The following is a 26,514-nucleotide window of genomic DNA, read 5'->3' as shown; positions in this document are numbered from 1 at the left end:
CCCTAGAGCCGGCCGGCCTCGCTGACGGCCACGACGGGGTAGCCGGCGGCGTTCGACTCGGCGAGGTCGACGACGGCGGTGAAGCCCCAGTCGTGGTCGCCGGCGGGGTCGTCGAGGATCTGCCGGACCTCCCAGCGGTCCGGGTGCTCGGTGACGATGAGCATCTTGGCGCTGCGGGCGTCCGGCCCGATCCCGATGTCGGCGTGCTCGTCGAAGTACGGCTCCAGCTCGTCCTGCCAGTCCTCGGCCGACCAGTCGTCCGCGGAGTCGAGCTCGGCCAGCCCGTACCAGTCGCGCCGGGCGGCCAGCTCGACCCTGCGGAACAGCGCGTTGCGGACGCTGACCAGGAACGCGCGCCGGTTCTCGGTGATCGGGCGGGGCGCGTTCTCGACCGGGACCGCACCGCTGTCGCCGTCGTCGCCCTCGAGCAGCGCCGGGTTGCGCAGGGCCTCCCACTCGTCCAGCAGCGACGAGTCGACCTGGCGGACCAGTTCGCCGAGCCACTCGACGAGGTCGGCGACCTCCTCGGTGCGCGACTCCTCGGGCACCGTCTGGCGCATGGCGCGGTAGGCGTCGGCGAGGTAGCGCAGCACCAGGCCCTCGGAGCGGGCCAGGCTGTAGAACGCGACGTACTCGCCGAAGCTCATGGCGCGCTCGTAGAGGTCGCGGGCGACGGACTTGGGCGAGAGCTCGTAGTCGCCGACCCACGGGTGGCTCTGCCGGTAGATGGTGAACGCCGCGTCGAGCAGCTCCTCGAGCGGCTTCGGGTGGGTGACGTCCTCGAGCAGCTCCATGCGCTCGTCGTACTCGATGCCCTCGGCCTTCATGGCCGCGACGGCCTCGCCGCGGGCCTTGAACTGCTGCGCCGACAGCACCTGCCGCGGGTCGTCGAGCGTGGACTCGACGACGGAGAGCAGGTCCAGCGCGTGGGTGGGCGACTCGCGGTCGAGCAGGTCGAACGCCGCCAGCGCGAACGGCGACAGCGGCTGGTTGAGCGCGAAGTCCGGCTGCAGGTCGACGGTGAGCCGCACCGTCCGGCCTTCGGCGTCGGGCGGGTCGAGCCGCTCGACGACATCGGCGGCCAGCAGCGCCCGGTAGATGGCGACGGCGTCGTGCACGTGCTTGCGGGTGCGCGACGGCGGCTCGTGGTTGTCGGTGAGCAGCTTGCGCGCGTGCGCGAACGCGTCGCCCGGCCGGCTGATGATGCCCAGCACCATGGCGTTGCTGATCTCGAAGCTCGAGGTCAGCGGCTCGGGCTCGGCCGCGATGAGCCGCTCCATGCTGGCCTGGCCCCACGAGACGAACCCCTCGGGCGCCTTCTTGCGCACCACGCGCTTGAGCTTCTTGGGGTCGTCGCCGGCCTTGGCGATCAGCCGCTGGTTCTCGATCTCGTGCTCCGGCGCCTGGACGATGACCTCGCCGAGCGTGTCGTAACCGGCGCGACCGGCCCGCCCGGCGATCTGGTGGAACTCTCGCGCGGAGAGCTGTCGCATGCGGACGCCGTCGTACTTCGTCAGGCCCGAGAAGACGACCGTGCGGATGGGCACGTTGATGCCGACGCCCAGGGTGTCGGTGCCGCAGACGACCTTGAGCAGGCCGGCCTGGGTGAGCCGTTCGACCAGCCGGCGGTACTTCGGCAGCATGCCGGCGTGGTGGACGCCGATGCCGGCCCGGACCAGCCGCGACAGCACCTTGCCGAATCCGGAGCTGAACCGGAACCCGCCGATCTCCGCGGCGATGCGGTCGCGCTGCTCGCGGCTGGCGACGTTGACGCTGACCAGCGCCTGGGCCCGCTCGACGGCGGCCGCCTGGGTGAAGTGGACGACGTAGACCGGGGCGCGCTGGGTCGACAGCAGCTCCGTCAGCAGGTCGTGGATCGGCTCGCGTGAGTACTGGTAGGTCAGCGGCACCGGGCGCTGGGCGGAGGTGACCACGGCGACGTCGCGACCCGTACGCCGTCGTAGATCCTTCTCGAAGAACGCGACGTCGCCGAGGGTGGCCGACATCAGCAGGAACTGCGCGTTCGTCAGCTCCAGCAGCGGCACCTGCCAGGCCCAGCCGCGCTGCGGGTCGGAGTAGAAGTGGAACTCGTCCATGACGACCTGGCCGACGTCGGCGTCGTTGCCGCTGCGCAGCGCGATGTTGGCGAGGATCTCCGCGGTGCAGCAGATGATCGGCGCCGACGGGTTCACGCTGGAGTCGCCGGTCATCATGCCGACGTTGGCCGCGCCGAAGATCTCGATGAGCGCGAAGAACTTCTCCGACACCAGCGCCTTGAGCGGCGCGGTGTAGAACGTCCGCCGTCCGTCGGCCATGGCCGCGAAGTGCGCGGCGACCGCCACGAGACTCTTGCCGGACCCCGTCGGCGTGCTGAGGATGACGTGCGAGCCGGAGACCAGCTCGATCAGCGCGTCCTGCTGCGCGGGGTAGAGGTCGAAGCCGCGCTCGCCCGCCCACGTGGTGAAGGCGTCGTAGAGGGAGTCCGGATCGTGCTCAGCGCGCTCGAGGTAGGTCGTCAGCGGGGTGGGATCCGGCACGGTCACCGAGCCTACGGTCGCCGAAGAGGAACAGCCAGCCGAGGGCCAGGAAGATGAGCGTGATGCCGGCCGAGTTGAGCAGCACCCGGCCGTAGCCGTGCTCCGTCACGTCGATGAACGGGTAGGGGTACCAGTCGATGACCTCGCCGCGGATCAGCGTGTACACCAGCCAGGCGACCGGCCAGATCAGGCTGAGCACGACGGTGCGCAGGTCGAGCCGGCGCCACGGGCCGAACAGCAGCCAGCCGAAGAAGCCGAGCACCGGTGCCAGGTAGTGGAAGCCGACGTTGGTGACGGCGCGGATGCCCTCGAGGTCGACGAGGTCGCGCAGCAGCGTCACGTAGACGATCCCCGTGACGGTGATGCCGATCAGGCCGGCGATCCGCAGGACGCGGAAGGCTCGCCCGTCCGCCTGCGGGTTGCGGACGAGGATCGCCGCGCCGATGCCGAGCAGGATGTTGCTCTGCACGGTGAAGAAGCTGAAGAAGTTCACCACGCGGCGCGCCGTGCCCGGGGCCTCGTCGCCTTCGTCGATCAGCAGCACGTCGTTGCCCTGGATCGAGATGACCAGCTGGATGATCACGCACGCGGCGATGATCAGGAAGGTCACGAGATGCCACGTTCGAGCCGCGGTCGGATTGGTGCGCCACCCTCGCATGAACGGAGATTAGCGGGAACAGGGGTGTGTTCGCGGAGGTTGATGGGATTGTGCATGGTGAGTTCAAGGTCCCGGGCGGCAAGCTGGTGGTGGCCGACCTCGAGGTGGCCGACGGTGTCCTGCAGCACGTCCGCATCAGCGGCGACTTCTTCCTCGAACCCGACCTCGCGCTCGAGCGCATCGACGGGGCGCTGACGGGTCTGGCGGCCGACTCGCCGGCGGCGGTGCTGGCCGCGCGGGTCTCCGGGGCGCTGGGCGACGGTGTCGTCATGCTCGGGTTCTCCGCCGAGGCCGTGGCGGTGGCCGTCCGTCGCGCCCTGGCCGGCGCGACCTCCTGGACCGACCACGACTGGCACTTGCTGCACGAGGGACCGCAGGAGCCGGCGCTGCAGATGGCGCTGGAGCAGGTCCTGGCCGAGCAGGTGGGCGCGGGGGAGCGGCCTCCGACGCTGCGCGTCTGGGAGTGGGCGTCGAACGCGGTGATCATCGGCAGCTTCCAGTCGCTGCGCAACGAAGTGGACATGGACGGGGCTCGTCGGCATGACGTGAACGTGGTGCGGCGCATCTCGGGCGGCGGCGCGATGTTCGTCGAGCCCGGCAACACCATCACGTACTCGCTGTACGTGCCGGAGTCGCTGGTCTCCGGCCTGTCGTTCGTCGACTCCTACGCGTTCCTGGACGAGTGGGTGGTGGTGGCGCTGCGCGACCTCGGCATCGAGGCGACCTACCAGCCGATCAACGACATCACCTCGCCGGTGGGGAAGATCGCCGGCGCGGCGCAGAAGCGGCTGGCGGGCGGGGTCGTGCTGCACCACGTGACCATGGCCTACGACATCGACGCCGCGAAGATGCTCGAGGTGCTGCGCATCGGCCGCGAGAAACTGTCGGACAAGGGCACCAAGAGCGCCAACAAGCGGGTCGATCCGCTGCGGTCGCAGACCGGGCTGGCGCGGGCCGACGTCATCGACCGCATGGTGTCGACGTTCCGGTCGCGGTACGGGCTGGTGGACGACTCGCTGGACGAGAAGACGCTGCGGCTGGCCGCTGATCTGGTGGACTCGAAGTTCGGCACCGAGGAGTGGCTCACCCGCGTCCCGTGACGGCGGGCTCCTGACAGTCGATCTCGGCGAGGAGGCGTTCGCGGATGACGGCGCCGCGCTCGGCGAAGGCGCGTTGCTGCTCGACGTACTGGCGCTTGCCCTCGGTCGTCTCGATGCGCACGGGCTCGAAACCGAGGTCGGCCAGGTCGTACGGCGAGGCGCGCATGTCGAGCTCGCGGATCTCGGCCGCCAACTCGAACGCGTCGGCCACCAGCTCCGACGGCACCAGAGGCGTCAGCTTGTAGGCCCACTTGTAGAGGTCCATGCCCGCGTGCAGGCACCCGGGCTGCTCCAATGACGGCTGCAGCTCCCGTGTCGGGGTGACGGCGTTCAGCGGTCGCGCCGAGTCGGTGAAGAAGCGGAACGCGTCGAAGTGCGAGCACTTGATCTGGTGCGCCTCGACCACCTCGTCGGTGCCGGAATGGCCGAGTCGCAGCGGATAGGACTCGTGCCGGACGTCGCCGGGCGTGGTCCGGTAGACCATGGCCCACTCGTGCAGCCCGAAGCAGCCCGTGTGCGCCGGCCGTGACGCCGTCGCCGCCAGCAGACCCCGCACCCACTCGACGGTGGCCGCGCGCTTCTCGACCACGGCGGGGCCGACGGTGACGCCGTCGGCCCCCGTGACGTACCCCGCCCAGTCCGCGTGCGGCGGAGACCCGCCCAGCACCACGCCAAAGCCGGGATGCCACCGTCGCAGCTGGGACGGCTTGAAGCTGTAGTAGGTGAACAGGAAGTCGTGGACGGGGTGCGCCCGGCCGGCCCGGCGCCGCTCGAGATGGTCACCCACCAGCGCGTCGACGCGCGCTTCGTGGGCGAGCGTCCGCGCTCGCCACTCCTCCTCGGCCAGGATCACGCCCTCCAGCGTAGGCTCCGCATTCGACGCGCGGCGAGTTGTCGGTGCCTCGCCGTACTCTGCGGCAATGCCCCTCCTTGCCTTCGCCGACGAGTCGAGCCGACAGGGGTACTTGCTGTGCGTAGTGACCGTCCGCCAGGCGGAAGCGGGTGACGTTCGCAAGGCGATGAGGGCGCTAGTCGCCAAGGGCGCGGGCCGGCTCCACATGAACGACGAGTCCGATCAGCGGCGCCGTCGAATCCTGGGTGTCGTCCGTGCTCAACCCATCGAGGCGGTCCTCTACGTCACTCGGCGCAAGCCGATCCGTGACGGCAGGGCCGAGATCATCCGTACTGTCGTGCCGGACCTGCTCACTGCGGGTGCTGATCGACTGGTCCTCGAGGCGCAGGTCGGTCAGGACGTCCACGATCGGCGCGTGCTGTTCGACAGCTTGCAGAAGGCGGGGCGACCGGGCGCCTTCGAGTATGTGCACGAGAGCCCGCACGCCGAGCCGCTGCTGTGGGTCCCGGACGCGGTGGCTTGGGCGTACGGCCGACAGGGCGAGTGGCGGCCCAAGGTCGCCACGGTCGTGAGGCGAGTCGTCGAGGTGCTGTGAACAGCGCGAAGCCCCGGCGCCTGGTCGTCCGGCCAAGTCCGGGGCTCACTTCTTCGGGCTAATGCCCTCAGCTTTGAAGAGTCTATCGCTCAGCACCCGTGAACGACAACGCCGTACTCACTCACTCCAGCTCGTCGAGGGCCTGTTGAGCGCCGGGGTGCAGCGGGATCGGGTCGATCTCCGTCGCCACCGACGCGTCGATGTCGGCGGCAGCCGCGTGCACGTCCGTCAGCGCCTCGACGTTCTCGTACACCAATTTCGTCAGTGCGCACGCCGTCCCCTCGTCGAGGTCATCGCGGACCAGCAGGACGTTCGGCACCACGACGGTCGGCGTCGCCGCGTCCGTTCCGTACGTCGAGGCCGGGATCGAGCCCTCCGTGTAGACGGGGTTGATCTCCTGCAGCGCCGGCAGCAGCGGCGTGATGTCGACGAAGGCGATGTCGTCGCCCATGGACGTGAACAGGTCGGTCATCGCCGCGGTGGGGAGGCCGCCGGACCAGACGAGGCCGTCGATCGAGCCGTCCTTCATGCCGTCGACGGTCTTGGTGAGGTCGAGGCGCTGCGCCTGCACGTCGCTCGACGGGTCCAGGCCGGCGGCCTCGAGCAGGCGGTTGGCGATGACCTCGGTGCCGGAGTTCGGCGAGCCGGTCGAGATGGTCTTGCCGGCCATGTCCTCGATCGAGGTGATGCCGGAGTCGGCGCGGACGACGACCTGCGTGTAGTTGGGGTAGATGCGCCCCAGCGCCTGCACCGGCTGCGGCGAGTCGAACGAGCCGGTGCCCTCGGTGGCGTCGGCGGCGGTGTCGGCCAGCGAGAACGCGAGGTCGTAGTCGCCGGCGACGAGCTGCTGGACGTTCTGCACCGACGCGCCGGTCTCGGCGGCCGTGGCGGTGATGTCGGTCTCGTTGCTGATCAGCTGCGCGAGGCCGCCGCCGAGCACGTAGTAGACGCCGGTGGAGTTGCCGGTCGCGATGGTCATGCGGCCCGACCCGGCCTCGCACGCCCCGGCGTCAGCGCCACCACCGCCGCCGTCCTCGTCGGGCGAGGTGGTCTGACGGCCGCCGCAGGCGGACACGGCCAGGCCGGTCGCGAGCAGTCCCACTATCAAACGGGTGGCGACGCGTGCTCTCATGTCGGGACTTCCTCTCGATCGGCGGATGGCGACGGGGACGACGAGACGAGGTTGACGGCGACAGCTGCGGCCAGGACCACGGCGCCGACGGCGATCGACACCGGCTGCAGGTAGAGCAGGAGGCAGGCGGCGACGAAGCAGAGCGCGCGTTCGGCGGCACCCGCACGCCGGACGACCCAGCCGCCCGCGGCCACAGCCAGTGCCGCGACCGCGACCGCCGACACGGTCACCGTCCACAGGACGTCGCCGGCCGGGCGTTCCAGCAGCAGCGCCGAGCCGTTGTCCGTCAGCACGAACGCCAGCGGCACCAGGAACGCCGGCAGGGCGTACTTGCAGGCCTGCCACATCGTCGCGATGACCCGGCCGCCCGTGATGGCCGCCGACGCGACCGCAGCGAGCGCCGTCGGCGGCGACACCTCGGACAGCACGGAGAAGTAGAAGATGAACATCGCGACGGCGGGCGCGGGGACGTCGAGGTCGAAGAGCGCCGGGCCGATGACGACCCAGCTGATGATGAACGACGCCGTCACCGGCACGGCCAGCCCGAGGATCAGGATCGCCACGGCGGCCAGGACGGCGCTCAGGATCAGCACGACGGTGGGATCGTCCGTGACCGCCGTCGCGGCGTCGACGAGCAGGTCCGACAGCACCTGGCCGAGCCCGGTCTTCGTGATGGTCGAGACGATGATCCCGGCGGCCGCGCACACGGCGGCCACGGGCAGGACCGAGCGGACGCCGTCGGACAGGGAGAAGTAGACAACGCGTCCGGTGTCGGCCAGGACTCCCGGCCAGTCGCGCCCGCCCCGCCGCACCACCGCGTCGATCACGCCGAACCCGACGGCGACGGCGGTCGCGTAGACGACGGCGCGGAACGGCGTCATGCCGACGGCCAGGAAGAGCACGATGACGCCGAGCGACAGGAAGTGGTAGCCGGACCGTGCGAGCAGCCGCCACGGGTTCTTCCGCTCGACGTCGACGGCGTCGACCCCGGCCTTGCGGGCGTCGATCTCGATCGCCAGGAAGATCCCGAGGTAGTACAGCAGCGTCGGCACCAGCGCCCAGACCAGCACCTCGAGGTAGGACCGGCCCAGGTACTCGGCGATGATGAACGCCGCCGCGCCCAGCGTGGGCGGCGACAGGATCGCGCCGATGCCCGACGCCGCGAGCATGCCGCCGGCGTTCTCGCGCGGGTAGCCGGCCTTCTTCAGCACCGGCCACGTCACCGCGCCCAGACCGACGGCTGTCGCCGTCCCCGACCCCGACACCGTCCCCAGCAGGAAGCCGGACAGCGCCACCGTCCGCCCCGGAGCCGTCCGCGAGCGGCGGAAGATCGCGAAGCTGAGGTCGATGAAGAACTGCCCGGCGCCGGTGCGGTCCAGGACCGCGCCGTAGATCGTGAACAGCACGATGTACGTCGCGCAGACGTCGAGCGGGACGCCGTAGAAGCCGCTCGGGTCGTTGTAGAGCGCGTTGACGATCTGGTCGAAGTCGATGCCGGCGTGGCTCCCCGGCATCGACGCCGGCAGGAAGCCGCCGTAGTACGCGTACAGCAGGAACGCCACGCAGACGATCGGCAGCACCCACCCCGTCGTGCGCCGGGTCGCCTCGATGACCAGCACCAGCACGATCGCGCCCATGAGCACGTCGAGCCCCGTCAGCGACCCCTGCCGGTCGAGGAACGCGTCGAACCCGCCGCTCAGCACCGGCAGCACCGGATAGAGGCAGGCGACGAGCGCGACGGCGGCCAGCACCCAGTCGAGCGGGTTCGGGTCGTCCGTCCGCTCGCGCCTCGGCAGTGCGCGGTAGCAGAGGAAGATCAGCGGCAGCACGAACGCCAGGAACAGCATGAGGTAGTACTGGTTGCCCTGGCTGAGCGGCCAGAACACCTGGCGCAGCACGAACAGCGCGACGGCGAAGCAGGCGATCCCGACGCCCAGCCCGACCCGGCCGGACAGCCTGCGCGCGGGCAGTTCCTCGTCGTAGCGGGCCATGAGCTCGCCGACGTCCGTCGTCGTCGCCGGCGCTTCACCGCCGGTGTGCCGCGTCGTCGAGGCGTCGGTCATGCATCATGACCCTAGGTGTGACGCCCGGTTCATGGCTAGTGTCTCGGATGGGTGGTCCGCTGGCGGGATACGCTCACCAGCGTGCGTATCGCGAGGTTCACGACGGGGGACGACCCACGCTTCGGAGCGGTGGGACAGGACGACAGTGGCGAGACCGTCATCGCGGTTCTCGAGGGCGACCCGCTCTACCGGTCGCCGCAGCTGACGGGGGAGAAGCTGGCGCTCGCCGACGTGCGGCTGCTGGCGCCCGTCATCCCGCGCAGCAAGGTCATCGGCGTCGGCCGCAACTACGCCGACCACGCGGCCGAGCTCGACAACCCGCTGCCCGAGGAGCCGCTGCTCTTCCTCAAGCCGAACACGTCGGTCATCGGGCCCGACGAGCCCATCGTCGTTCCGCCGCAGACCAGCGAGGTGCACTACGAGGCCGAGCTCGCCGTCGTCATCGGGCGCATCGCCAAGTCGGTGCCGCGCGACCGCGTGTCCGAGGTGATCTTCGGCTACACCTGCGGCAACGACGTCACCGCCCGCGACCTGCAGAAGAAGGACAACCAGTGGGCGCGGGCCAAGGGCTTCGACACGTTCTGCCCGCTGGGGCCGTGGATCGAGACCGACCTCGACCCGGCCGACCTGGCGGTGCGCTGCCGGGTGGGCGGCGAGGAACGGCAGCACGGCCGCACGTCGCAGATGATCTTCGACGTGGCGACGCTGATCGAGTACATCAGCGCGGCTTTCACGCTGCTGCCCGGTGACGTCATCCTCACCGGCACGCCGTCGGGCGTCGGGCCCATCACGCCGGGCGACCACGTGACCGTCACGGTCGAGGGGATCGGCGTCCTGTCCAACCCGGTCGTCGCCGCGGAGTGACGGTAGCCTGCGGTGCATCCGCGTCCTCTGTCCGCTCTTCTGATTCGAGAACACAAGGTGATCTGCTGTGACTGACGGCGCCGGCTCGTCGGACGCTCTCGTGCTCGGTGAGGTCGGCCCCGCCGACGTCCGCGTGCGCTATTCCCCGTCGCCGACGGGCAACCCGCACGTGGGGGTGATCCGCACCGCCCTCTACAACTCCGCGTTCGCGCGCCACTTCGGCGGCACGTTCGTGTTCCGCATCGAGGACACCGACGCCGCGCGTGACAGCGAGGAGTCCTACGAGGCGATGCTCGAGGCGCTGCGCTGGCTCGGCCTGACGTGGGACGAGGGCCCGGACATCGGCGGCCCGTACGCGCCGTACCGGCAGTCGCTGCGGCACGACACCTACACCTCCGTCGCCGCCAAGCTGCTCGAGACCGGGCACGCCTACTACTGCTACTGCACGCCCGAAGAGCTCGACGAGCGGCGCGAGGCCGCCCGGGCCGCCGGAAAGCCCAGCGGCTACGACGGCAAGTGCCGCACGCTGACGGACGAGCAGATCGCCGCGTACCAGGAGGAGGGCCGCCAGCCCGTCCTGCGGCTGCGGATGCCCGACCAGGACATCACCTTCGTCGACCTCATCCGCGGCGAGATCACCGTCGACCGCTTCAACCTGGGCGACTACGTCATCGTCCGGGCCAACGGCCAGCCGCTCTACCCGCTGGTCAACCCCGTCGACGACGCCCTCATGGGGATCACCCACGTGCTGCGCGGCGAGGACCTGCTGTCGTCGACGCCCCGCCAGCTCGTGCTGCACCAGATCCTGCGCGAGATCGGCGTCGCATCCGGCCCGCTGCCGCGGTTCGGGCACCTGCCGCTCGTCACCGGCGAGGGCAACCGCAAGCTGTCCAAGCGCGACCCGCAGTCGTCACTGCAGCTCTACCGCGACCGCGGCTTCCTGCCCGAGGGGCTGCTCAACTACCTCGCGCTGCTCGGCTGGTCCATCGGCGACGACGTCGAGGTGTTCTCGATGGACGAGATGGCCGCCGCGTTCGACGTGACACGGGTCAACTCCGCGTCGGCGCGGTTCGACCTCAAGAAGGCCGAGGCCATCAACGGCGTGTGGCTGCGGCGGTTGTCCCCGGACGACCTCGCCATGCGCATGGTGCCCTACCTGCAGGCCGCCGGCGTCCTGCCCGCCGTCGTGCCGACGGAGTCGCTGGACCTGCTGCGCGCGGCGACCCCCCTCGTCCAGGAGCGCATGACGGTGCTCGACGAGGCGGTCGACATGCTCGGCTTCCTCTTCGCCCCGGGTCCGGTCGCGTTCGACGAGGACGCGGCCGCCAAGGTCCTGACGGCCGACGCCCGGCCCGTGCTCGTGGCCGCCCGCGCGCGGCTCGCCGAGGACGAGAAGTGGACGACGGAGACCATCGAGGCAGGGCTGCGGGCCGCGCTGGTCGAGGAGCTCGGCCTGAAGCCCAAGCACGCGTTCGGCCCGGTCCGGGTGGCCGTGACGGGCCGGCGGGTGTCGCCGCCGCTGTTCGAGTCGCTGGAGCTCCTGGGCCGCGAGCGGACGCTGGCGCGCCTCGACGCGGCGCTCGCCCGAGTGGGCTGACGGTGAGCTGACGGGTGGGCTGCGCAGCAGGTCGCCGGCAGCCGTCCTGCCGGTTTGGATCGGACCCCTTCGGACCGCTATCCTTGCGAGGCGGTCGAGCGGGAAATCCGCCCGATCCAGTGGGGTATGGTGTAATTGGCAGCACGACTGATTCTGGTTCAGTTAGTCTAGGTTCGAGTCCTGGTACCCCAGCGCCCGGCACGGCCCGGCGACGATCTCCAGCCAGTTTGGAGTCGGAGCGAGGCTCGGGTACAGTTTCACCTCGCGACCTCGGTCGCAAAGGCCCCGTTGTGTAGCGGCCTAGCACGCCGCCCTCTCAAGGCGGTAGCGCGGGTTCGAATCCCGTCGGGGCTACCCTGAGGAAACGGCCCCTCACCTGCTAGAACGTAGGTGAGGGGCCGTTTCTGTCTGACCGGCCGTCACCGGCTGTGGGCGGCTCTCTACGGCCGTTCTCGCCAAATGCGCGCCCAAGTTCTGGCGGCTGGTGGCCGCGGTCCAGGGCGGCATCGATCCTGGCTCGGTAGAGTTCGTCGTCGCCGTCGATGCACTTGGCGTAGATCTTGAGCAGGACGTCGACAGAGTGCCCGGCCCAGGCCGCGACCTTCGTCGGTGGGACGCCGGAGTTGAGCCAGGTCGAGACGCAGGCGTGACGCAGATCGTAGGGGCGCAGCGCCACCAGCATGCGTTTCGCACCGGCTCCGAACACCGCCTCGCGCGCACGGCTCCACACCCGGAACACGGTGAACGCCGGAAGGTGTTCCGCGCTGCGTTCGCCGACGAACAGACGTCCGTCCGGGGTGGTTCCAAAGGTGCCGAGGTGCTGATGCAGCAGTGCCGTGAGTTCCGGAGGCGACGGGACCTTCCGGATCTCGCCGATCTCACGCTGCTTGAGCGGCCGGTCGTCCCTCGCGTTGCCGGTGTCGGTCCACTCGCCGCCGGCGTGGGGCTTGGCTGCATCCAGGTAGATCCAGCCCCAGCCCCTCTCTGGGAGATCCAGGTTGTCACGCCGCAGTTCGGCCGTTTCTTCGGGTCGCATGCCTGCGTAGTAGAGGCAGCCGAAATAGCCCTCGAGCCGTTGCCCGGTGTTGCTCTGGGCGGCGACCGCGGCGAGGAGATCACGAGCCTGGGTCGGGTTGGCGACGCTGCGCCGGTCGACCTGAGCGACACGTTGCGACGGCTGTTTGACCGTGGGTAACGGGTTGGCGATGAGGACCTTTCGCTGAACGGCGTACTCGGCCAGGTTGTAGAGGATCTTGCGCCACCGCGACGTGACGCTGGTCGCCCTGACCCCGCCGTCGAGGCGGATCGCGAGTCCGTCGATGACCTGGCGAAGCACATCGGTGTCCGCCAAGGCGGAGGCCGGTCGGCTGTGATTGGATGCCCAGCGGAGAGCGTCGTTCACCCAGGCCGGCTGGTTCGCCTCCGCGCGACGATTGGTGTTGAAGGCCCATCGCTTCAGCGCCGCACGCAGCTCGACAGCGTCGGGCATGCCGCGCTCATTGGTGAACATCAGGCAGGTGGCCGCGGTGAGCGCCTCTGCGACCGTGCGGCGGGTAGTCGCGGCCGAGCGCGGCCACTTGGCGTCCACATAGTCGCAGGCGAGCTGGTACCAGGACATGGTCGTCTCGGCGCGCTTCATCGAGACGGGGAGTCCGGAATCGACGTAGAACGCTTCACCTTTGCGTGCGGCCGCGACCAGCTCGGAGCGGAAGCTCTCCGCCTGTGCGGCGAGGCCGAACGGCTCTTTGAACGCCTCGCCAGCGACCGTCCAGCGCACATAGTGGGTCGTCTTGCGAGCGCCTCGGTAGACCTGCGTCTTCCAGAAATTGACCTTGAACGATGTGTTCACCGGTCGCGTTCCGAGCGTGAGTCCAGCCAGGTCTCGAAGTCGATGCGACGGACCCGGAGCTCGCCGTTGGGAAGCTTGATGCACCGTGGGGCAGTCTTCTTCGCCCGCCAGTCGTAGAAGGTCGACCGCGCGATGCCCAGCTCCATGCAGATGTCGGCGATCTTCAGATGTTGTCGCCTGGGCTTCTCTCCGTCGCGATCCGTTGTCATCGGGCCGCCTCCTCGCAGTGATCCATGCGTGCGGGAGGTAGGTGCGTTCCACGGACCGCGGTGTGCCTGGGGGATCAGACAGGAGCTAGAGCGTGTCTGGCAAATGTCGTGTCCAGGCGATGACGGCGTTGAGGACAGCGGCGTCGAGCATGGCGGTGCATGTCACGATGGTGTCCGCGTGAAGCCCCTGTGAAGTTGAATTCTAGTCGAGACCTGCTTTTACCAGGGGCTTCACGCGGTTCGACGGCAGGGTCGAACATCGGGGCCAGCGAAATCAGGCCGCTGCGCCACTACATACGGTCACTGCCGGTTACAGGGAAGGGTTCACTGCCCAGACTCCAGCACCGGGCTGTTGTGATACGCGGCGATCAGCCACTGGCCGTCCCGCTTCTCGAATACCCAGGTCGCGTTCACCTTACCCGTGTCCGGAACCTCGGTCTGGCCGGCGAACAGGATGCCGGATTCGCTGACGACGATCGCGGCGTCCCTGCCGACGAAACGGAGGCTGAGCGTCTTGTTGTAGGTCGAGCTGCCCTTGAGGGGCCCCTCGAAGGCCAGGGCCATGTTCTCGCGGATCACGTCACGGCTGTCGCGGAGCGAGCCGGTCATGATGGCGGTCGCGTCCGCCGTGTAGTTGGCGACCATGCCGTCGGCGTCGCCAGCCTCCCACGCCTTGTAGGAGTCAATCAATACGCCCTGGATGGCGGCCTCGTCTACTGCACGACTGTCTGACATCGGATGCTCCCTTGTGACCGGTTCGCCGGGGTACTCCGGCGAACTCGTCAATACATACCGGCGGTGGGGTCAGAACTCATCGCGCCAGCGGTAAGAGGTGTTGAGGCGTGCCCCGACAGAGAGAGGTTGCCGATCAGGAACCCGGCGAACAACCGCGGCCGCGATCGCCGACGAGGAGGGACGGCGGGCTGCTCTGTCAGGCTTCGAGTTTGGCGGGAAGCTTGAAGGAGGCGAACACCTCGGCGTCCCGGAAGACGGAGTTGCGGCTGATGCCATTCTTCGTGACCGTGAAGACCTGCAGCGTGTGCAGCTCGAACGCGCCGCTCGGGCCGCGGTTGTAGGCGGCGAACGCCGGCTGGGAGTTGGCGCCGACCGGCAGGAAGCGCCACTGGCTGCCGTTCTTGGCGAAGACCCAGTCCATGAACACACCGTAGTTTTCGCGCCCGACGAACCAGTTGACCATCGGAGGCATCTCCATGAGCACGTCTTCGGTGAGCAGTCGTTTAAGCCCTTCGACGTCAGCCTTCTCAAAGGCCCTCATGTACTTGTCCACCCAGGCGCGCTGCTCGGCTTCGGACGGTTCGGCGACCTGCTCCTCCAGAATCCCCGCCTCCCTAAGCCTGGCCCTGGCTCGTTGCAGGGAACTGTTGACCGAGGCGGTTGTGGTGCTCAGGATGCCCGCTGCCTCGGCCGCGGAGTAGTCGAGCACGTCACGCAGGATCAACACCGCGCGCTGCCGCGCGGAAAGGTGCTGCACGGCGGCGACGAAGGCGAGCCGGAGACCGCCGCGGTCGATCGTGGCAGTCTCCGGCTCGCCCAGGCTCAGCAGAGAGTCGGGAAGCGGTTGGAGCCAGGTGATCTCCCCGCCGTGGACCAACGGTCCGCGCGGGTCGCTCTCGGCGACCATCCCGGAGGGCAGCGGACGGCGGCTACGGCTCTCAAGCGCGGTGAGGCAGGCGTTGGTCGCGATGCGATATAGCCAGGTCCGCAGGGAGCTGCGGCTCTCGTCATACTGGTCCTTCGCGCGCCACGCTCTCAGATAGGTCTCCTGGACCAGGTCCTCCGCGTCGTGGACCGAGCCGAGCATCTGGTAGCAGTGGGCCAGCAGCTCCGACCGGTACGGATCGATCCTGCGATCGAACTCTTCCACCATCGCCGTCGCCACGTTCATGCCCTTCTCGTGGTGTGCCAGGGCGACCATAATCGCACCCGATCGGCGGCGCAGTGCAGCCGTGTCTGACAAATCCTCGGGTGTGGGTCGTGGATGCTCGGGGTCGTGTCTCGGTTTCAGTTGCTCTCTGATGCGCAATGGGCGTTGATCGCTGATCTATTACCGGTTCGTCGGCGCGGGCGTCCGTTCTCCGACGCGCGGATGATGGTGGAGGCGATTGTGTATCGGTATCGGTGCGGGATCGCATGGCGGGATCTGCCGGTGGTGTTCGGGTCGTGGCAGACGGTGTGGACGTGGCATCGGCGCCTGGCTGGGAACGGCACGTGGGACGTGGTGCTGGCGCGCCTGGCCGCGGCCGCGGACCGGGCCGTGGAACTGGGCTGGTCGGTGTCGGTGGATTCCACGTTCGCTCGTGCACACCAGCACGCGGCGAACATCTGAACCGACTCGTCGGCATCCTGCACGGCTGCCTACGCCACCACACCCACTACAACGAACACACCGCCTGGGCCCACCGGGGCCAAGATCAACCAGAGGCCGCTTGACAAGTTACGCCCCTGGGATGTCTAGCCCGGCGCCGTCGAATCGACGGCACCGGCCAGCTGCTGAGGGTCGACAACGTTCTGGACACTAGGTGCGCACGCCGGACCGCGAAGCACCGCTAGGTCGAGCAATCCGGCAACGTAGACGTCATCGTGCATTGCAGGGCAGGCGCGACCATGCATCTGTATGACGTCGCACCGCCGGATCGTCAGTGCCCTCCGGATCAGCGATTCTCGACGTCATCTGACCCGGTACGAAGATTGCGCTGTAGGCGGCACACGTCTTGCACTTGTCCGACGCGGCCTCCGGCCGGGCCCGCCCCGGCGGGCGGGGCGGGCCTCGTCGCACCGTCGTCGCGTCGGCGTCGCACGGCGCGACAGCCAGCGATGCGGGCCGTTGCGCTGTGCGCGTCGTAGCCTCTGCTGTGGACGTGGCTGCTCTTGCGGTGCGCCGGATGCCGATCGCGACGACGACGATCGACGTCGCGAGGCCGGCGGCGTTGAGGGGGCGGGTGAAGAACGACCAGGAGCCCTCGAAGAGGTCGGGGCCGACACGGACGTTCGGCTCCAGCCTGTCGGCGAGGACGACAGGGTTGAGTCGCTGCGCGACACCGGGATGCCGGCCGGAACGGATGCTGGCCATCGTGCTCGCGTCAACGCGCGCGGTCCGGTTGTACTCGCGGCGTCGCGCCGAGGTGTTGGCTAGGGTGTGTCTCCCATATCTGTGATGAGTCGCGCTGCATGATCGCAGTGTGAGTTCGTCTCGGTTTGAGTCGTTGACCGATGCTCAGTGGGAGCAGATCGAGCCGTTGCTGCCGTCGAACGCGGGGCGGCGGGGCCACCCGTTCTGGGATAACCGGCGGGTGGTGGAGGGGATCGTCTACCGGTACCGGACCGGGATCCCGTGGCGGGACCTGCCCCGAGAGCCATTCGGGCCGTGGAAGACGGTCTGGAAGCGGCACCGCCGATACGCCGAGGATGGGACCTGGGACAAGGTGCTGGCCGGGCTGCTTGCCCAGGCGGACGCCGCTGGTCAGATCGATTGGACGGTGTCGGTGGACGCCACGATCAACCGTGCCCACCAGCACGCCACGAACACCACGCGCCCGGAGCGGGACACGGGGGGCGCGGGCGAATCACACGAGTCAGCCTGACGGGTTCGTTCCTAGCCCGATCGGCGGGGAACGTGAACCTGCAGGTCACGGTATCGGCAAGTCGCGTGGCGGACTGACCAGCAAGATCCACTTTGCGGTGGATGGACACGGCCGCCCGCTGGCCGCGGTCATCACCGGCGGGCAGCGCAACGATGGCGTGATGCTTACCGAGGTGCTGGCCGACATCCGCGTCCCTCGCCTGGGGCCGGGCCGGGCCCGCACCACCCCGGACGCGGTGATCGCCGACCGCGCCTACACCTCCGGCGTCAACCGCCAGATGCTCGCAGCCCGGCACATCAAGGCCGTGATCCCGCAGAAGAAGAACGAGATCGCCGCCCGCAAACGCAAGGGCTCGGCCGGCGGGCGACCTCCGGCCCTGGACGAGCAGACCTACAAGCAGCGCAACGTCGTCGAACGCTCCTTCGCTCTGATCAAGCAATGGCGAGGACTGGCCACCCGCTACGACAAGCTCGCGATCACCTACCGCGCCGCCGTCGTGCTGTCCGCCTGCATCACATGGGCGCGCATATAGGAGACACGCTCTAGACGGACGCACCGTCGAGGACGGGATGATCGTGGCGTGCGCGGTGCCGGTAGCGCAGGGGCGATTCTCCGATCTCTCGCTTGAACGCGGTGCTGAACGCGGCATCGGAGGCGTAGCCCAGGTCGATGGCCAGGGAGCCGATGCGCACGTCGGGACCGCGTAGGGCGCGCTGGGCCAGCAGCATTCGGTAGCGGGTGAGGTATGTCAGCGGCGGGACGCCGGCCACGGTCCGGAAATGCCGCGCGAACGAGGAGCGCGACATCGCTGCGGCGGACGCCAGGTCCTGCAGGCCCCATGGCTTGCCGGGCTCGCCGTGCATGAGTTCGAGGGCGGGGTGCAGCCGCTCGTCGGTCAGTACACGGAGCCATCCGGGCGGCACCTCGGTCTGGTCGAGGTAGGCGCGGAGGACCGAGAGCACGAGGAGCTGACTGTACTGGCGGATCGCGAACGCGGAACCGCTGCAGTTGCCGGCGATCTCGTCGAACAGTTGGTCCAGGAGTGCGCGCAGGCTGGTTGCGGCCGACGCCTTGACGTGTCCTACCGGCGGCATGGTCTGCAGCAGCAGTTCGCGGCCCGCGGCGTTGATGTCGACGGCGGTGCCGATGACGATGTCGTCGGTGCTGCGGTCGGCGCCGGTGAGGCCGGTGAAGTTCTCCTCGGGTCCGATCGACTGGGGTGCTCCGGGGCCGGTTCCGCCCTCGTGCTGCAGCCATGACCGGTTGGTGAGGATGGCGACGTCGCCCGGCGCGAGTTCGATCGGCTCTTTGATGCCGTCGGTGAGCAGCCGGCCGTGGCCGGAGACCATGGCGATGAGCTTCAGTGCGTCCCTGCAAGGGTTCCGCGCCACCCAAGGTCCGCGCGCCGCGAACCCGCCGGCCACGACACCTCGGATCTCGACGAGTTCGAACACTTCGGACAGCTGGTCTCCCATCAGTGGGACTCTCGCACAAGAAGAACGGACTGACAAGTATTCGAAGTCTCAGTCTCACTTGTCAGGCTGGAGGTCGTCGCGACGGTCGTCGTCGTGGCGACGACCGAGGAAGGCGTCAGCATGGCAATTCGAGGCGAGGACGAGGCCGGCACGATCATCCTGACCGGCGGCACCAGCGGCATCGGACTCGCCGCGGCCACCGCACTGCTCCGCGACGTGCAGGGGCCGTGGCACCTGGTGCTGTCCGTCCGCGACGCCGCCCGCGGACGGGAGGTGGTGGAGTCATTGGACGGCGCCGCCACGAACGGCACGACGGTCGAGGCGATGACGATGGATCTCGCCTCACTCGAATCCGTCCGGAGCTTCGCCGCGGAGCTGACCGGCCGCGTGACGTCGGGCGCGATCCCGCGGGTGTTCGCCCTGGTGTGCAACGCGGGCGTCCAGATGGGCGCGAACGTCACCTACACGGTCGACGGGTTCGAGGCCACCTTCGGGGTCAACCACCTGGGCCACTTCGTGCTGGTCAACGCGCTGCTGCCGGTGCTCGAGGCGCCCGCGCGCGTCATCGTGACCGCCAGCGGCGTGCACGACCCTGCACTCGGCCTGCCCGGGGCGCCCGCTTGGAGCGACGCGCGTGCGCTGGCCCGCGGCGAGCTCGGTCCGGCCGCCGGGTCGGACAACGCGTTCATCGCCGGCCAGCGCCGCTACAGCACCTCCAAGCTCGCCAACATCTACTTCACCTACGCCCTGGCCCGCAGGCTGCCTGACGGCGTCACCGCCAACGCCTTCGATCCCGGCATGGTCCTGGGTACGGGTCTGGGGCGCTCGCTGCCCGCCCCGGTGAAGTTCATCTCCACCCACGTTCTCCCACACATCACCTGGCTGCTGCGCCGGGCGGTCACCCCCGACATCCGGACGGCCGAGGAGTCGGGTGGCGCGCTCGCCTGGCTCGCGACCGCGCCGGAGCTGGCCACGACCACGGGTCAGTACTTCGACGGCCGCATGCAGATCCGCTCGTCCGAGGAGTCGTACGACACCGTGCGCGCGAACGACCTGTGGAACGACAGCCTGTCGCTGACCAGCGTTCCGGCCTGACCGACTCTCGGTATCGCCCTCCACGAATGTCGGCCGTTGGGCCCGGCAACGAAACCCATGGAAAGGAACCCATCATGAAGGAATCGAGTCTCCCGGCCGACTACGTCGACGGATCGGCCGGGATGTCGCGGCGTCATGTGCTGTCGGCCGGGATGGGGCTGGCCGCGGTCGGTGCCGTGGCCGCGGTGGGAGCCAGTGTGGCCGAGGCGGCGGTAGGCGCCGACCGGGTCGATGCCGGTCGTTTCGACGATCCCTCCCGGATCATCTCGGCGGGCCCGATCACGCTGTCCGCGCGCGGCCGGCCCGCGCCTCTTGAGGTGCGGGTCACCGCGCCCGCGACCGGACGCAGACTGCCGGTCATTCTCTTCGCGCACGGCCACGGTCAGGTGAACTTCCTCAACTCGTACCTCGGCTACGGCCCGATCGTCGACTTCCTGTCGTCGCACGGTTTCGTGGTCATTCAGCCCACCTTCCTGGACGCGACGGCGCTCGGTCTGCGCGATGCCGATGACCCAGATGCGCCCCTGTACGCGCGGGCGCGGGCCGAGGACATGTCGCGGGTCCTGGACCAGCTCGACGTGATCGAGAGGGCGGTGCCGCACCTTGCCGGGCGCCTGGCCCGGGACAAGATCGCTGCGGTGGGACACTCGCTGGGCGGGCACACGGCCGCCCTGCTGCTGGGCATGCAGTACGACGATCCGTCCCAGGGCGGCCGGAAGGTGAGCCTCGCCGACCGCCGGATCAGAGCGGGTGTGGTGATCGCCGGGCCCGGCCGGGGTGGCGATGCGCTGCGTGACGGGGTGGCCGAGCTCTACCCCGCGCTGAACGCTCCGGACTTCTCCACGATGCGGACACCGGCCCTTGTCGTCGCCGGCGACAGAGACCTCTCCACCGCGTTCACCGACCTGGGCGCGAGCTGGCGAATGGACGCGTACTTCCTCGCCCCGGCTCCCAAGTCGCTGCTCACCGTGTTCGACGGAGAGCATCAGCTCGGCGGGATCTGCGGCTACGACTCCGTCCTGACAACCGACGAGAACCCGCAGCGGGTCGCCGCGGTCGGACGACTCACCTCGGCCTACCTGCGCACCGCGTTCAACCGGACGGACCCCGCCTGGCAGCAGGCGCGGGACGCGCTGACCACCGGAGCCAACGCGATCGGGCAGGTCGACTCCAAGTGATCGCGGTGATCCGGTTGGCTCGGACTCCGGCGGGGTCGACGACGACGTCGAGATCGATGAGGATGTCGTCCAGGGCGACCGGCAGGGTTCCTCATATCACGCTCTGTACTCGGCCGGCTGGTATCTGCGTCACGTCCGGGCGTTTTCCGGGCGTGGGGCATATCACTAGATAACCATTTGGCATTGCACACATCACGATTCCGCAGCCGCGGCTGTTTCGGTTTGGAACTGCCGCGAACGCGTCCGCTAGCGTCGCGGTCAACCGAACCAGACCCGGCGCGGGTTGAGGTTTCTGGCCGATCATGCGGGCTCACGCCTGCGGTGCCACGTTCGTCTTCCTCGCGCCATTCGTCGCGTGGCTCACTGGCTGCCTTGTCGAGGCGCCGATGCCCGCCCGGTGATCCGGTGCGTCGCGTGGCCGACGAACGAAAGGTGAGGCGTGAGTGCCGTATGCGCGGAAGGACTGTTCAAGGTCTTCGGCCGCCGGGCCGATGAGGCTGTTCGACGGCTTCGTGAGGGCGCGAGCCCTGCCGACGTGGTGGCCGGCGGTGCCACCCCAGCGGTGATCGATGCAGGCTTCGAGGTACGGCCGGGCGAGATCTTCGTCGTGATGGGCCTGTCCGGTTCCGGGAAGTCCACGTTGATCAGGATGCTCAACGGGCTGCTCGAGCCGACCGCGGGGAGCGTCCGCGTCGATGGCATCGACCTGTTCGGCATCGGCGCCGCCGAGCTGCGCCGGGTCCGGCAACAGAAGATCAGCATGGTCTTCCAGCACTTCGCCCTGCTCCCGCACCGAACCGTCGCCGAGAACGCCGGCTACGCCCTCGACGTTCAGGGCGTGGGCAGGATGGAGCGGCGGGCACGAGCGGCCGAGGCACTCGAACTCGTGGGGCTGAAGGGCTGGGAGGACAAGTACCCCGCCCAGCTGTCCGGCGGCATGCGGCAGCGGGTCGGTCTGGCGCGGGCCCTCGCGGCGGGCAGCGACATCATGCTGATGGACGAGGCGTTCTCCGCCCTCGACCCACTGATCCGTCGTGAGATGCAGGACCAGTTGCTGGACCTGCAGTCCGAGCTCGGCAAGACCGTCGTGTTCATCACCCACGACCTCAACGAGGCCATGCGCGTCGGCGATCGCATCGCGGTCATGCGCGACGGACGCATCGTGCAGGTCGGCACGGCGGAGGAGGTGCTGCGTGACCCGGCCAACGACTACGTCGCGCAGTTCGTCGCCGACGTCGACCGCACCCGCGTGCTCACGGCGTCCAGTGTCATGGTGCCGGCCCAGCTGGAGGTCAACGCCTCGGCCGGACCGCGCGTCGCGTTGCACGGGATGCGAGAGAAGCAGCTCAGTGCTGCGTTCGTCGTCGCCCGCGACCGCACGCTGAGGGGGATCGTGCGCGACGAGGACGTCGTGGCCGCGGTCAACCGCGGCGACGACAGCACGCTGGAGTCCATCGTCACCGAGCACATCGCGGCCGTCCGGCCCGATACGGTGCTGGCGGAGCTCTTCGCGCCGTCGGCCGAGTCGATCCTGCCGCTCGCTGTGGTCGACGACGCTGGGCGGCTCGCGGGTGTGGTGCCGCGGGTGACCCTCCTCACGGCCATGGCGAGCGTCGCGGAGACGCAAGCCGAAGTCGAGGCGGTCCGATGAGCAGCGAGACCTTCGATCCTCTGGAGCCACGTCTCGACGTCGGCGACTGGATCTCCGGCGCATTCGACTGGTTCACCGACACGTTCCAGCCGGTCCTCGATGTGGTCGATACGGTGCTCGACGGAGCGTACGACGGTGTGTACCGGGTGCTCAGCGGGCCGCCGTTCCTGTCCATGATCGTCCTGTTCGCCGCCCTGGGCTGGCTGGCGAGGTCGTGGCGGTTCGCCGTGTTCGCCGCCGCCGGCTTCTATCTGATCGCGGCGATGGACCGCTGGGACGGGGCGATGCAGACACTGTCGCTCGTGCTGGTGTCCGCGTTCATCGCGACCGCCATCGCTGTCCCGCTCGGGATCTGGTCGGCGAGGTCGGCCGCCGTGAGCAACGTCCTGCGACCGGTGCTCGACTTCATGCAGACGATGCCCGCGATGGTCTACCTGATCCCGACGCTGTTCGCCTTCGGCATCGGCGTCGTCCCGGGGATGATCTCGACGGTCGTCTTCGCCATGCCGCCCGGCGTGCGGCTCACGGAGCTGGCGATCCGGCAGGTCGACGCGGAAGTCGTCGAGGCCGGGCACGCCTTCGGATCCTCGCCCGCCCGGATCCTGCGGCAGATCCAACTGCCGCTCGCCCTGCCCACGATCATGGCCGGGATCAACCAGGTGATCATGCTGTCGCTCTCGATGGTCGTGCTCGCCGCGATGGTCGGAGCTGCCGGACTCGGCCTGGACGTGGTGTCCGCGCTGCAGCAGCTGAACGTCGGGCGGGGCGTGGAGGCCGGCCTGGCCGTCGTCGTGCTCGCCATCTACCTCGACCGCATCGTCGCGGCCCTGGCCGACCGCGCCCCCGTCGTGCGCGCGACCAAGGTCCGCTCCTGAGTCCTTCCTGCTCGTAGGTCCTCGAATCGAAATCGCAGTGGTAGTCAACGCAGAGGAGAATCATGCGCAAGTCCACGTCCGTCCTCCTGGCCGGCCTGGCCGCGAGCGGTCTGGTCCTCGCCGGATGCGGCGATGACAGCGGTGACGACAACACCGGTGCCGGATCCGGCGACGACGGCGCCGACGTCCAGACGATCGGTGACGTCGAGACCGGTCAGTGCGACCCGGCCGAGGGTGACGCCGAGATCGCCGACCTGGAGGGCACCGGCGACGACGACACCGCCATCACCATCGGCGTCTTCAGCGGCTGGGACGAGAACTACGTCGTGGCCGAGTTGGCCAAGGTGGCGTTGGAAGAACAGGGATACACCGTCGAGTTCGAGGAGCTCGAGGCCGGGCCCGCCTACACCGGCGCGGCCCAGGGCGACATCGACGTCCTCATGGACGCCTGGTTGCCCAATACCCACGCGTCCTACGTCGAGCAGTTCGGCGACGACCTCGAAGACGTCGGCTGCTGGTTCGACGAAGGCTTTCTGACGATCGCGGTCAACAGCGACTCACCCGCTCAGTCCCTGGACGAGCTCGCAGACCAAGCGGAAGCCTACGGCAGCCGGCTGGTCGGCATCGAGCCCGGCGCCGGACTGACCGCGACCACCCAGGACGAGGTCATCCCCACCTACGGCCTCGAGGACTGGGACTTCCCGACGTCGTCGTCCCCGGCGATGCTGGCCGAGCTCGACGCCGCGACGACGGCGGGGGAGAACATCGCCGTCACGCTCTGGCATCCGCATTGGGCCTACGCCGCCTACGACATCCGGGACCTGGAAGACCCCGAGGGTGCTCTTGGCGAGGCCGAGCGCCTCTACAACCTGGGCCGGCCGGGCTTCCACGAGGACTTCCCGAACGCCGCACAGCTGATCCAGAACCTCTACCTCTCCAACGACCAGCTGCTCGAGATCGAGGACATCCTGGTCGTCCAGAACAACCGGGAGGACAACGCCGGCGCCGTGGCGCAGTGGCTCGACGCCAACCCGGACTTCCTCGAGGACTGGCGGGCCGGAGCGCTGGCGTGACCCGGCCCGCCCGCCGCCGGCCGCAGTCACGGCGCGGCCGGTAGCACCGTCGTGCCGGGGTCGCGAACGTGCCGCGACCCCGGCACGACGGCCCGATCCGAGAGTGCGCGAAAGGAGATCACATGACGACGGATCCGCACCCCGTCTTCGTCTGCCTGCGTGATGCGGACCTGACTCTCGCCGATCCGGGCGAGGACATCCGCGGACGTAGGGTCGTGGACGAGGACGGCAACGCGATCGGCACCGTCGACGACCTCGGCGTCAACACCGAGGAACGACGAGTGAGATTCCTTCTCGTCGACACCGGCGGCCTGTCCGCGCTCGGTGCGCGGACGTTACTCCTTCCTATCGGTGCCGTGAACAGCGTCGGCATCGAGATCGGTGTCGGCCGGCTCCTAGGCGACGGCACTGGAACGCCTGCCTACGATCCGGAGCTGATCGGGCAGCGCAGCCATGGCGAGACCGTGCGCACCTTCAACCGGGTTCCACCGATTACCGGGCCCGGCCACATGCATCCCGGACCGGTTCGACGCCGTCGGGGCAGCGACTCCGAGTGACGGGCACGTGCGCGAAGGAGATCAGCCGTCGAAGACGGCGATGTGGCGCGCGAAGGCCTTGTCCTCCTTCGCCGGCCGGCCCCTGAGCCACTGGAGCATCTTCGTGGCGAAGAATCCGCCCGCCGCGAGCCCGGCTCCGAACAGAGGGCTGGCGAGCAGCGCGCCGGCCGCACCGAGCCCTGAGACCACGGTGAGCTCCGTGCTGTCGAGCATGGTGGTCCTGAGCCACTTCGAGTTCCGGACCTCGCGACGCGCCCGGTCCTCGGCCGCGCGGAGCTCGTCCTGGATCTCCGTCAGCGCCTGGGCCCGAGGGTCGAAGAACTCGCTGTAGTCGCGCTGTGCGACCTGGGCGATGCTGCGGCGCAACGCGGTGCGGAACGCCTCGAACTGACCGTGGCTGCGGATCGCGACGATGTCGGCCGGAGCCAGCGTGCCGATCGGCAGCGAGAGTGTCGAGAGGTCCTTGAGGATCAGGCCCTGCTGTGCGCGTTGGGCCTTCGTGACCCTGTCCGGGGAGAGAGCCGACCGGCGCAGCATCGCGCGCAGCAGGGCCAGGTCGCCCGCGTCGGTGTGCAGATCGAAGACCTGGCCGTAGTGGTCGAGCTGGGTCAGTGCGGAGACGAGGGGCTCTGCCGTGGCCTGGAAGCGCTGGTCACGGAGGTCGGAGGAGAACCATTCGGCGGGCATGGCGGTATAGGGATGGGAGAGCGGTCCGAGCGGATCGTCTGCGGCGGACTCTGTGTACAGTGCCCGGAACTCGTCCCAGCCGGTTCGCTCGGCATCTGCCAGCGCCTCGGGACGGGTCCGGTTGTTCGGTACCAGAACGACGATGTCGTCGCGCAGCAGAGGTTCCAGCGCATGGCACAGCCGGAGCAGGCGTGCGAGCTGGGTCGTGCTGGTCAGTCTGCTTCCGGGCTCCGGGAACTCGAAGGCGATCGCATCCGAGTAGAGCAAGTAGTGCTTGACCTGGTCCAGGAACGCCGACAGCGGGACACGATGTCCGCTGGTGTCGCCACGGCCGGGATCGTTGAAGTACCAGTGCAGCGAGCGCGTGGGAGCGGTGGCCTCGTCCCACTCGTCGTCGTACGGCGAGTAGGGCCGCGGGCTCGCGACGTGGTGCACACCGTGCTGGCCCGTCACCAGCGGGCGCAGCCGACCAGCACCCATCAGCGCTGGCGGCTCGAAGGCTCCCTCCCACTCCTCGAACGCTGCAGTGAGGCGCGACGTGAGCGCTCCGTTCGATGACCATGGACTGGTCGTCAGGTGTTTCGCTGCGGTGGCCAGGTCCAGGTCGCCGACGGCGTGGCAGAGGCTGTCGTACAGCGACGGCGTGACTCGGCCCATCCGGTGATTCTAGGTCGCGCCATGTGTCGATAAGGTGCAATCGGGCGTTCGCGGACTTGCTGGGCGCGAACGTTGCCCGGCGTCCTGAGGCCGGTGGGCGGCGCCTCCCCCGTGGCGCCGCTCACCATTCAGGGCTCGTTCAGTCTGGCGTCGGCGGGACGGGGACGAATCGGACGATCGGCCGGTTGGCGACCAGCCGGAGGCGGG

Annotated in this window: 23 protein-coding genes, 2 tRNA genes and 1 pseudogene; 14 read left to right on the top strand and 12 right to left on the bottom strand. The window is 69.1% G+C overall.

Annotated elements, in window-relative coordinates; all coding sequences use genetic code 11:
* Window positions 1-2: 2 nt before the first annotated feature.
* Together HD601_RS24855 and HD601_RS24850 are read right to left on the bottom strand one after the other, a co-directional pair.
* Window positions 3-2,519, bottom strand: coding sequence for a DEAD/DEAH box helicase (locus tag HD601_RS24855; protein ID WP_184830170.1), 2,517 nt, complete (start codon window positions 2,517-2,519; stop codon window positions 3-5).
* A complete protein-coding gene (locus HD601_RS24850; RefSeq protein WP_184826447.1) occupies window positions 2,494-3,147 on the bottom strand; it encodes a Pr6Pr family membrane protein in 654 nt (217 codons plus the stop codon). Before HD601_RS24850 ends, HD601_RS24855 begins: the two co-directional genes overlap by 26 nt.
* 98 nt (window positions 3,148-3,245) lie before the next feature.
* On the opposite strand from HD601_RS24850, the gene lplAB reads away from it, so the two are divergent.
* Window positions 3,246-4,295, top strand: coding sequence for a lipoate-protein ligase LplAB (gene lplAB / locus HD601_RS36015; RefSeq protein ID WP_184826445.1), 1,050 nt, complete (start codon window positions 3,246-3,248; stop codon window positions 4,293-4,295).
* On the opposite strand, the gene HD601_RS24840 is transcribed toward lplAB, so the two are convergent.
* Window positions 4,279-5,148, bottom strand: coding sequence for a 3-methyladenine DNA glycosylase (locus HD601_RS24840; protein WP_425503432.1), 870 nt, complete (start codon window positions 5,146-5,148; stop codon window positions 4,279-4,281). The genes lplAB and HD601_RS24840 overlap by 17 nt on opposite strands.
* A gap of 67 nt (window positions 5,149-5,215) precedes the next feature.
* Here HD601_RS24840 and HD601_RS24835 point away from each other — a divergent pair, with 67 nt between their 5' ends.
* Window positions 5,216-5,743 (top strand): hypothetical protein, encoded by a 528-nt coding sequence (locus HD601_RS24835; RefSeq protein WP_184826443.1) that lies wholly within the window; start codon window positions 5,216-5,218, stop codon window positions 5,741-5,743.
* A 121-nt stretch (window positions 5,744-5,864) separates the two neighbouring features.
* Here the strand turns inward: HD601_RS24835 and HD601_RS24830 are convergent, their stop codons facing one another.
* Window positions 5,865-6,875, bottom strand: a complete 1,011-nt coding sequence (locus HD601_RS24830) for a TAXI family TRAP transporter solute-binding subunit (protein WP_184826441.1) — start codon at window positions 6,873-6,875, stop codon at window positions 5,865-5,867.
* On the bottom strand, window positions 6,872-8,938 hold the full coding sequence (locus HD601_RS24825; RefSeq protein WP_184826439.1) for a TRAP transporter permease: 2,067 nt from the start codon (window positions 8,936-8,938) through the stop codon (window positions 6,872-6,874). Before HD601_RS24825 ends, HD601_RS24830 begins: the two co-directional genes overlap by 4 nt.
* Window positions 8,939-9,019: 81 nt before the next feature.
* Between HD601_RS24825 and HD601_RS24820 the strand changes: the two genes are divergently transcribed.
* The 4 genes from HD601_RS24820 (at window position 9,020) to HD601_RS24805 (ending at window position 11,753) form a co-directional block, all read left to right on the top strand.
* Window positions 9,020-9,802: a fumarylacetoacetate hydrolase family protein gene (locus HD601_RS24820; protein ID WP_184826434.1), complete on the top strand. Its 783-nt coding sequence runs from the start codon at window positions 9,020-9,022 to the stop codon at window positions 9,800-9,802.
* Between the two features lie 67 nt (window positions 9,803-9,869).
* Complete coding sequence (gene gltX / locus HD601_RS24815; RefSeq protein ID WP_343076445.1) at window positions 9,870-11,399, top strand: glutamate--tRNA ligase; 1,530 nt, start codon at window positions 9,870-9,872, stop codon at window positions 11,397-11,399.
* Between the two features lie 120 nt (window positions 11,400-11,519).
* A tRNA-Gln gene (locus HD601_RS24810) sits at window positions 11,520-11,591 on the top strand.
* 89 nt (window positions 11,592-11,680) lie between these two features.
* Window positions 11,681-11,753: transfer RNA gene (locus HD601_RS24805), tRNA-Glu, on the top strand.
* A 25-nt stretch (window positions 11,754-11,778) separates the two neighbouring features.
* On the opposite strand, the gene HD601_RS24800 is transcribed toward HD601_RS24805, so the two are convergent.
* The 4 genes from HD601_RS24800 to HD601_RS24785 all read right to left on the bottom strand — a co-directional run bounded on the left by HD601_RS24800 (window position 11,779) and on the right by HD601_RS24785 (window position 15,393).
* Window positions 11,779-13,248: a tyrosine-type recombinase/integrase gene (locus HD601_RS24800; RefSeq protein WP_184826432.1), complete on the bottom strand. Its 1,470-nt coding sequence runs from the start codon at window positions 13,246-13,248 to the stop codon at window positions 11,779-11,781.
* Window positions 13,245-13,457, bottom strand: coding sequence for a helix-turn-helix transcriptional regulator (locus tag HD601_RS24795; protein WP_184826430.1), 213 nt, complete (start codon window positions 13,455-13,457; stop codon window positions 13,245-13,247). Before HD601_RS24795 ends, HD601_RS24800 begins: the two co-directional genes overlap by 4 nt.
* A 324-nt stretch (window positions 13,458-13,781) precedes the next feature.
* Window positions 13,782-14,192: an SgcJ/EcaC family oxidoreductase gene (locus tag HD601_RS24790; RefSeq protein WP_184826428.1), complete on the bottom strand. Its 411-nt coding sequence runs from the start codon at window positions 14,190-14,192 to the stop codon at window positions 13,782-13,784.
* A 196-nt stretch (window positions 14,193-14,388) separates the two neighbouring features.
* A complete protein-coding gene (locus HD601_RS24785; protein WP_221441286.1) occupies window positions 14,389-15,393 on the bottom strand; it encodes a sigma-70 family RNA polymerase sigma factor in 1,005 nt (334 codons plus the stop codon).
* 75 nt (window positions 15,394-15,468) lie between these two features.
* On the opposite strand from HD601_RS24785, the pseudogene HD601_RS24780 reads away from it, so the two are divergent.
* Window positions 15,469-15,798: pseudogene (locus HD601_RS24780) on the top strand (transposase); the annotation flags it as partial.
* A 255-nt stretch (window positions 15,799-16,053) separates the two neighbouring features.
* On the opposite strand, the gene HD601_RS24775 reads toward HD601_RS24780, so the two are convergent.
* Window positions 16,054-16,548, bottom strand: a complete 495-nt coding sequence (locus HD601_RS24775; RefSeq protein ID WP_184826426.1) for a hypothetical protein — start codon at window positions 16,546-16,548, stop codon at window positions 16,054-16,056.
* Window positions 16,549-16,657: 109 nt separating this feature from the next.
* On the opposite strand from HD601_RS24775, the gene HD601_RS24770 reads away from it, so the two are divergent.
* Window positions 16,658-17,591 (top strand): IS5 family transposase gene (locus HD601_RS24770; RefSeq protein WP_425503369.1). Its coding sequence is split into 2 segments (ribosomal slippage): window positions 16,658-17,040 and window positions 17,039-17,591, totalling 936 coding nucleotides; the frame shifts between segments, so codons are not numbered across the junction.
* Between the two features lie 10 nt (window positions 17,592-17,601).
* Here the strand turns inward: HD601_RS24770 and HD601_RS24765 are convergent.
* Window positions 17,602-18,537, bottom strand: coding sequence for a cupin domain-containing protein (locus tag HD601_RS24765; protein ID WP_184830166.1), 936 nt, complete (start codon window positions 18,535-18,537; stop codon window positions 17,602-17,604).
* 90 nt (window positions 18,538-18,627) lie between these two features.
* Here HD601_RS24765 and HD601_RS24760 point away from each other — a divergent pair, with 90 nt between their 5' ends.
* The 6 genes from HD601_RS24760 (at window position 18,628) to HD601_RS24735 (ending at window position 24,963) form a co-directional block, all read left to right on the top strand.
* A complete protein-coding gene (locus HD601_RS24760; protein WP_184826424.1) occupies window positions 18,628-19,629 on the top strand; it encodes an SDR family NAD(P)-dependent oxidoreductase in 1,002 nt (333 codons plus the stop codon).
* A 74-nt stretch (window positions 19,630-19,703) separates the two neighbouring features.
* Window positions 19,704-20,807, top strand: a complete 1,104-nt coding sequence (locus HD601_RS24755) for an alpha/beta hydrolase family protein (RefSeq protein ID WP_221441283.1) — start codon at window positions 19,704-19,706, stop codon at window positions 20,805-20,807.
* A 439-nt stretch (window positions 20,808-21,246) separates the two neighbouring features.
* Window positions 21,247-22,458, top strand: a complete 1,212-nt coding sequence (locus tag HD601_RS24750) for a betaine/proline/choline family ABC transporter ATP-binding protein (protein ID WP_184826422.1) — start codon at window positions 21,247-21,249, stop codon at window positions 22,456-22,458.
* Window positions 22,455-23,333, top strand: coding sequence for an ABC transporter permease (locus tag HD601_RS24745; protein ID WP_184826420.1), 879 nt, complete (start codon window positions 22,455-22,457; stop codon window positions 23,331-23,333). The genes HD601_RS24750 and HD601_RS24745 overlap by 4 nt, the downstream gene beginning before the upstream one ends.
* 62 nt (window positions 23,334-23,395) lie before the next feature.
* Window positions 23,396-24,406, top strand: coding sequence for a glycine betaine ABC transporter substrate-binding protein (locus HD601_RS24740; protein ID WP_184826418.1), 1,011 nt, complete (start codon window positions 23,396-23,398; stop codon window positions 24,404-24,406).
* Between the two features lie 122 nt (window positions 24,407-24,528).
* Window positions 24,529-24,963 carry a PRC-barrel domain-containing protein gene (locus HD601_RS24735; protein ID WP_184826417.1) on the top strand — a complete coding sequence of 145 codons (435 nt, stop codon included), beginning with the start codon at window positions 24,529-24,531 and terminating at the stop codon, window positions 24,961-24,963.
* A gap of 21 nt (window positions 24,964-24,984) precedes the next feature.
* On the opposite strand, the gene HD601_RS24730 is transcribed toward HD601_RS24735, so the two are convergent.
* Complete coding sequence (locus tag HD601_RS24730; RefSeq protein WP_184826415.1) at window positions 24,985-26,307, bottom strand: hypothetical protein; 1,323 nt, start codon at window positions 26,305-26,307, stop codon at window positions 24,985-24,987.
* Window positions 26,308-26,514 lie beyond the last annotated feature (207 nt).

The sequence above is a fragment of the Jiangella mangrovi genome (genome assembly GCF_014204975.1).
Lineage (GTDB): Bacteria > Actinomycetota > Actinomycetes > Jiangellales > Jiangellaceae > Jiangella > Jiangella mangrovi.
This window is presented reverse-complemented; position numbering and strand designations above follow the sequence as displayed.

Bases quoted from the DNA above. Each gene is read 5' to 3' on its own strand.
- HD601_RS24740 (WP_184826418.1), top strand. From the start codon at position 23,396: ATGCGCAAGTCCACGTCCGTCCTCCTGGCCGGCCTGGCCGCGAGCGGT.
- HD601_RS24825 (WP_184826439.1), bottom strand. From the start codon at position 8,938: ATGACCGACGCCTCGACGACGCGGCACACCGGCGGTGAAGCGCCGGCG.
- HD601_RS24795 (WP_184826430.1), bottom strand. From the start codon at position 13,457: ATGACAACGGATCGCGACGGAGAGAAGCCCAGGCGACAACATCTGAAG.
- HD601_RS24830 (WP_184826441.1), bottom strand. From the start codon at position 6,875: ATGAGAGCACGCGTCGCCACCCGTTTGATAGTGGGACTGCTCGCGACC.
- HD601_RS24745 (WP_184826420.1), top strand. From the start codon at position 22,455: ATGAGCAGCGAGACCTTCGATCCTCTGGAGCCACGTCTCGACGTCGGC.
- HD601_RS24835 (WP_184826443.1), top strand. From the start codon at position 5,216: ATGCCCCTCCTTGCCTTCGCCGACGAGTCGAGCCGACAGGGGTACTTG.
- HD601_RS24730 (WP_184826415.1), bottom strand. From the start codon at position 26,307: ATGGGCCGAGTCACGCCGTCGCTGTACGACAGCCTCTGCCACGCCGTC.
- HD601_RS24735 (WP_184826417.1), top strand. From the start codon at position 24,529: ATGACGACGGATCCGCACCCCGTCTTCGTCTGCCTGCGTGATGCGGAC.
- HD601_RS24775 (WP_184826426.1), bottom strand. From the start codon at position 16,548: ATGGCCAGCATCCGTTCCGGCCGGCATCCCGGTGTCGCGCAGCGACTC.
- HD601_RS24790 (WP_184826428.1), bottom strand. From the start codon at position 14,192: ATGTCAGACAGTCGTGCAGTAGACGAGGCCGCCATCCAGGGCGTATTG.
- HD601_RS24785 (WP_221441286.1), bottom strand. From the start codon at position 15,393: ATGGTCGCCCTGGCACACCACGAGAAGGGCATGAACGTGGCGACGGCG.
- HD601_RS24755 (WP_221441283.1), top strand. From the start codon at position 19,704: ATGAAGGAATCGAGTCTCCCGGCCGACTACGTCGACGGATCGGCCGGG.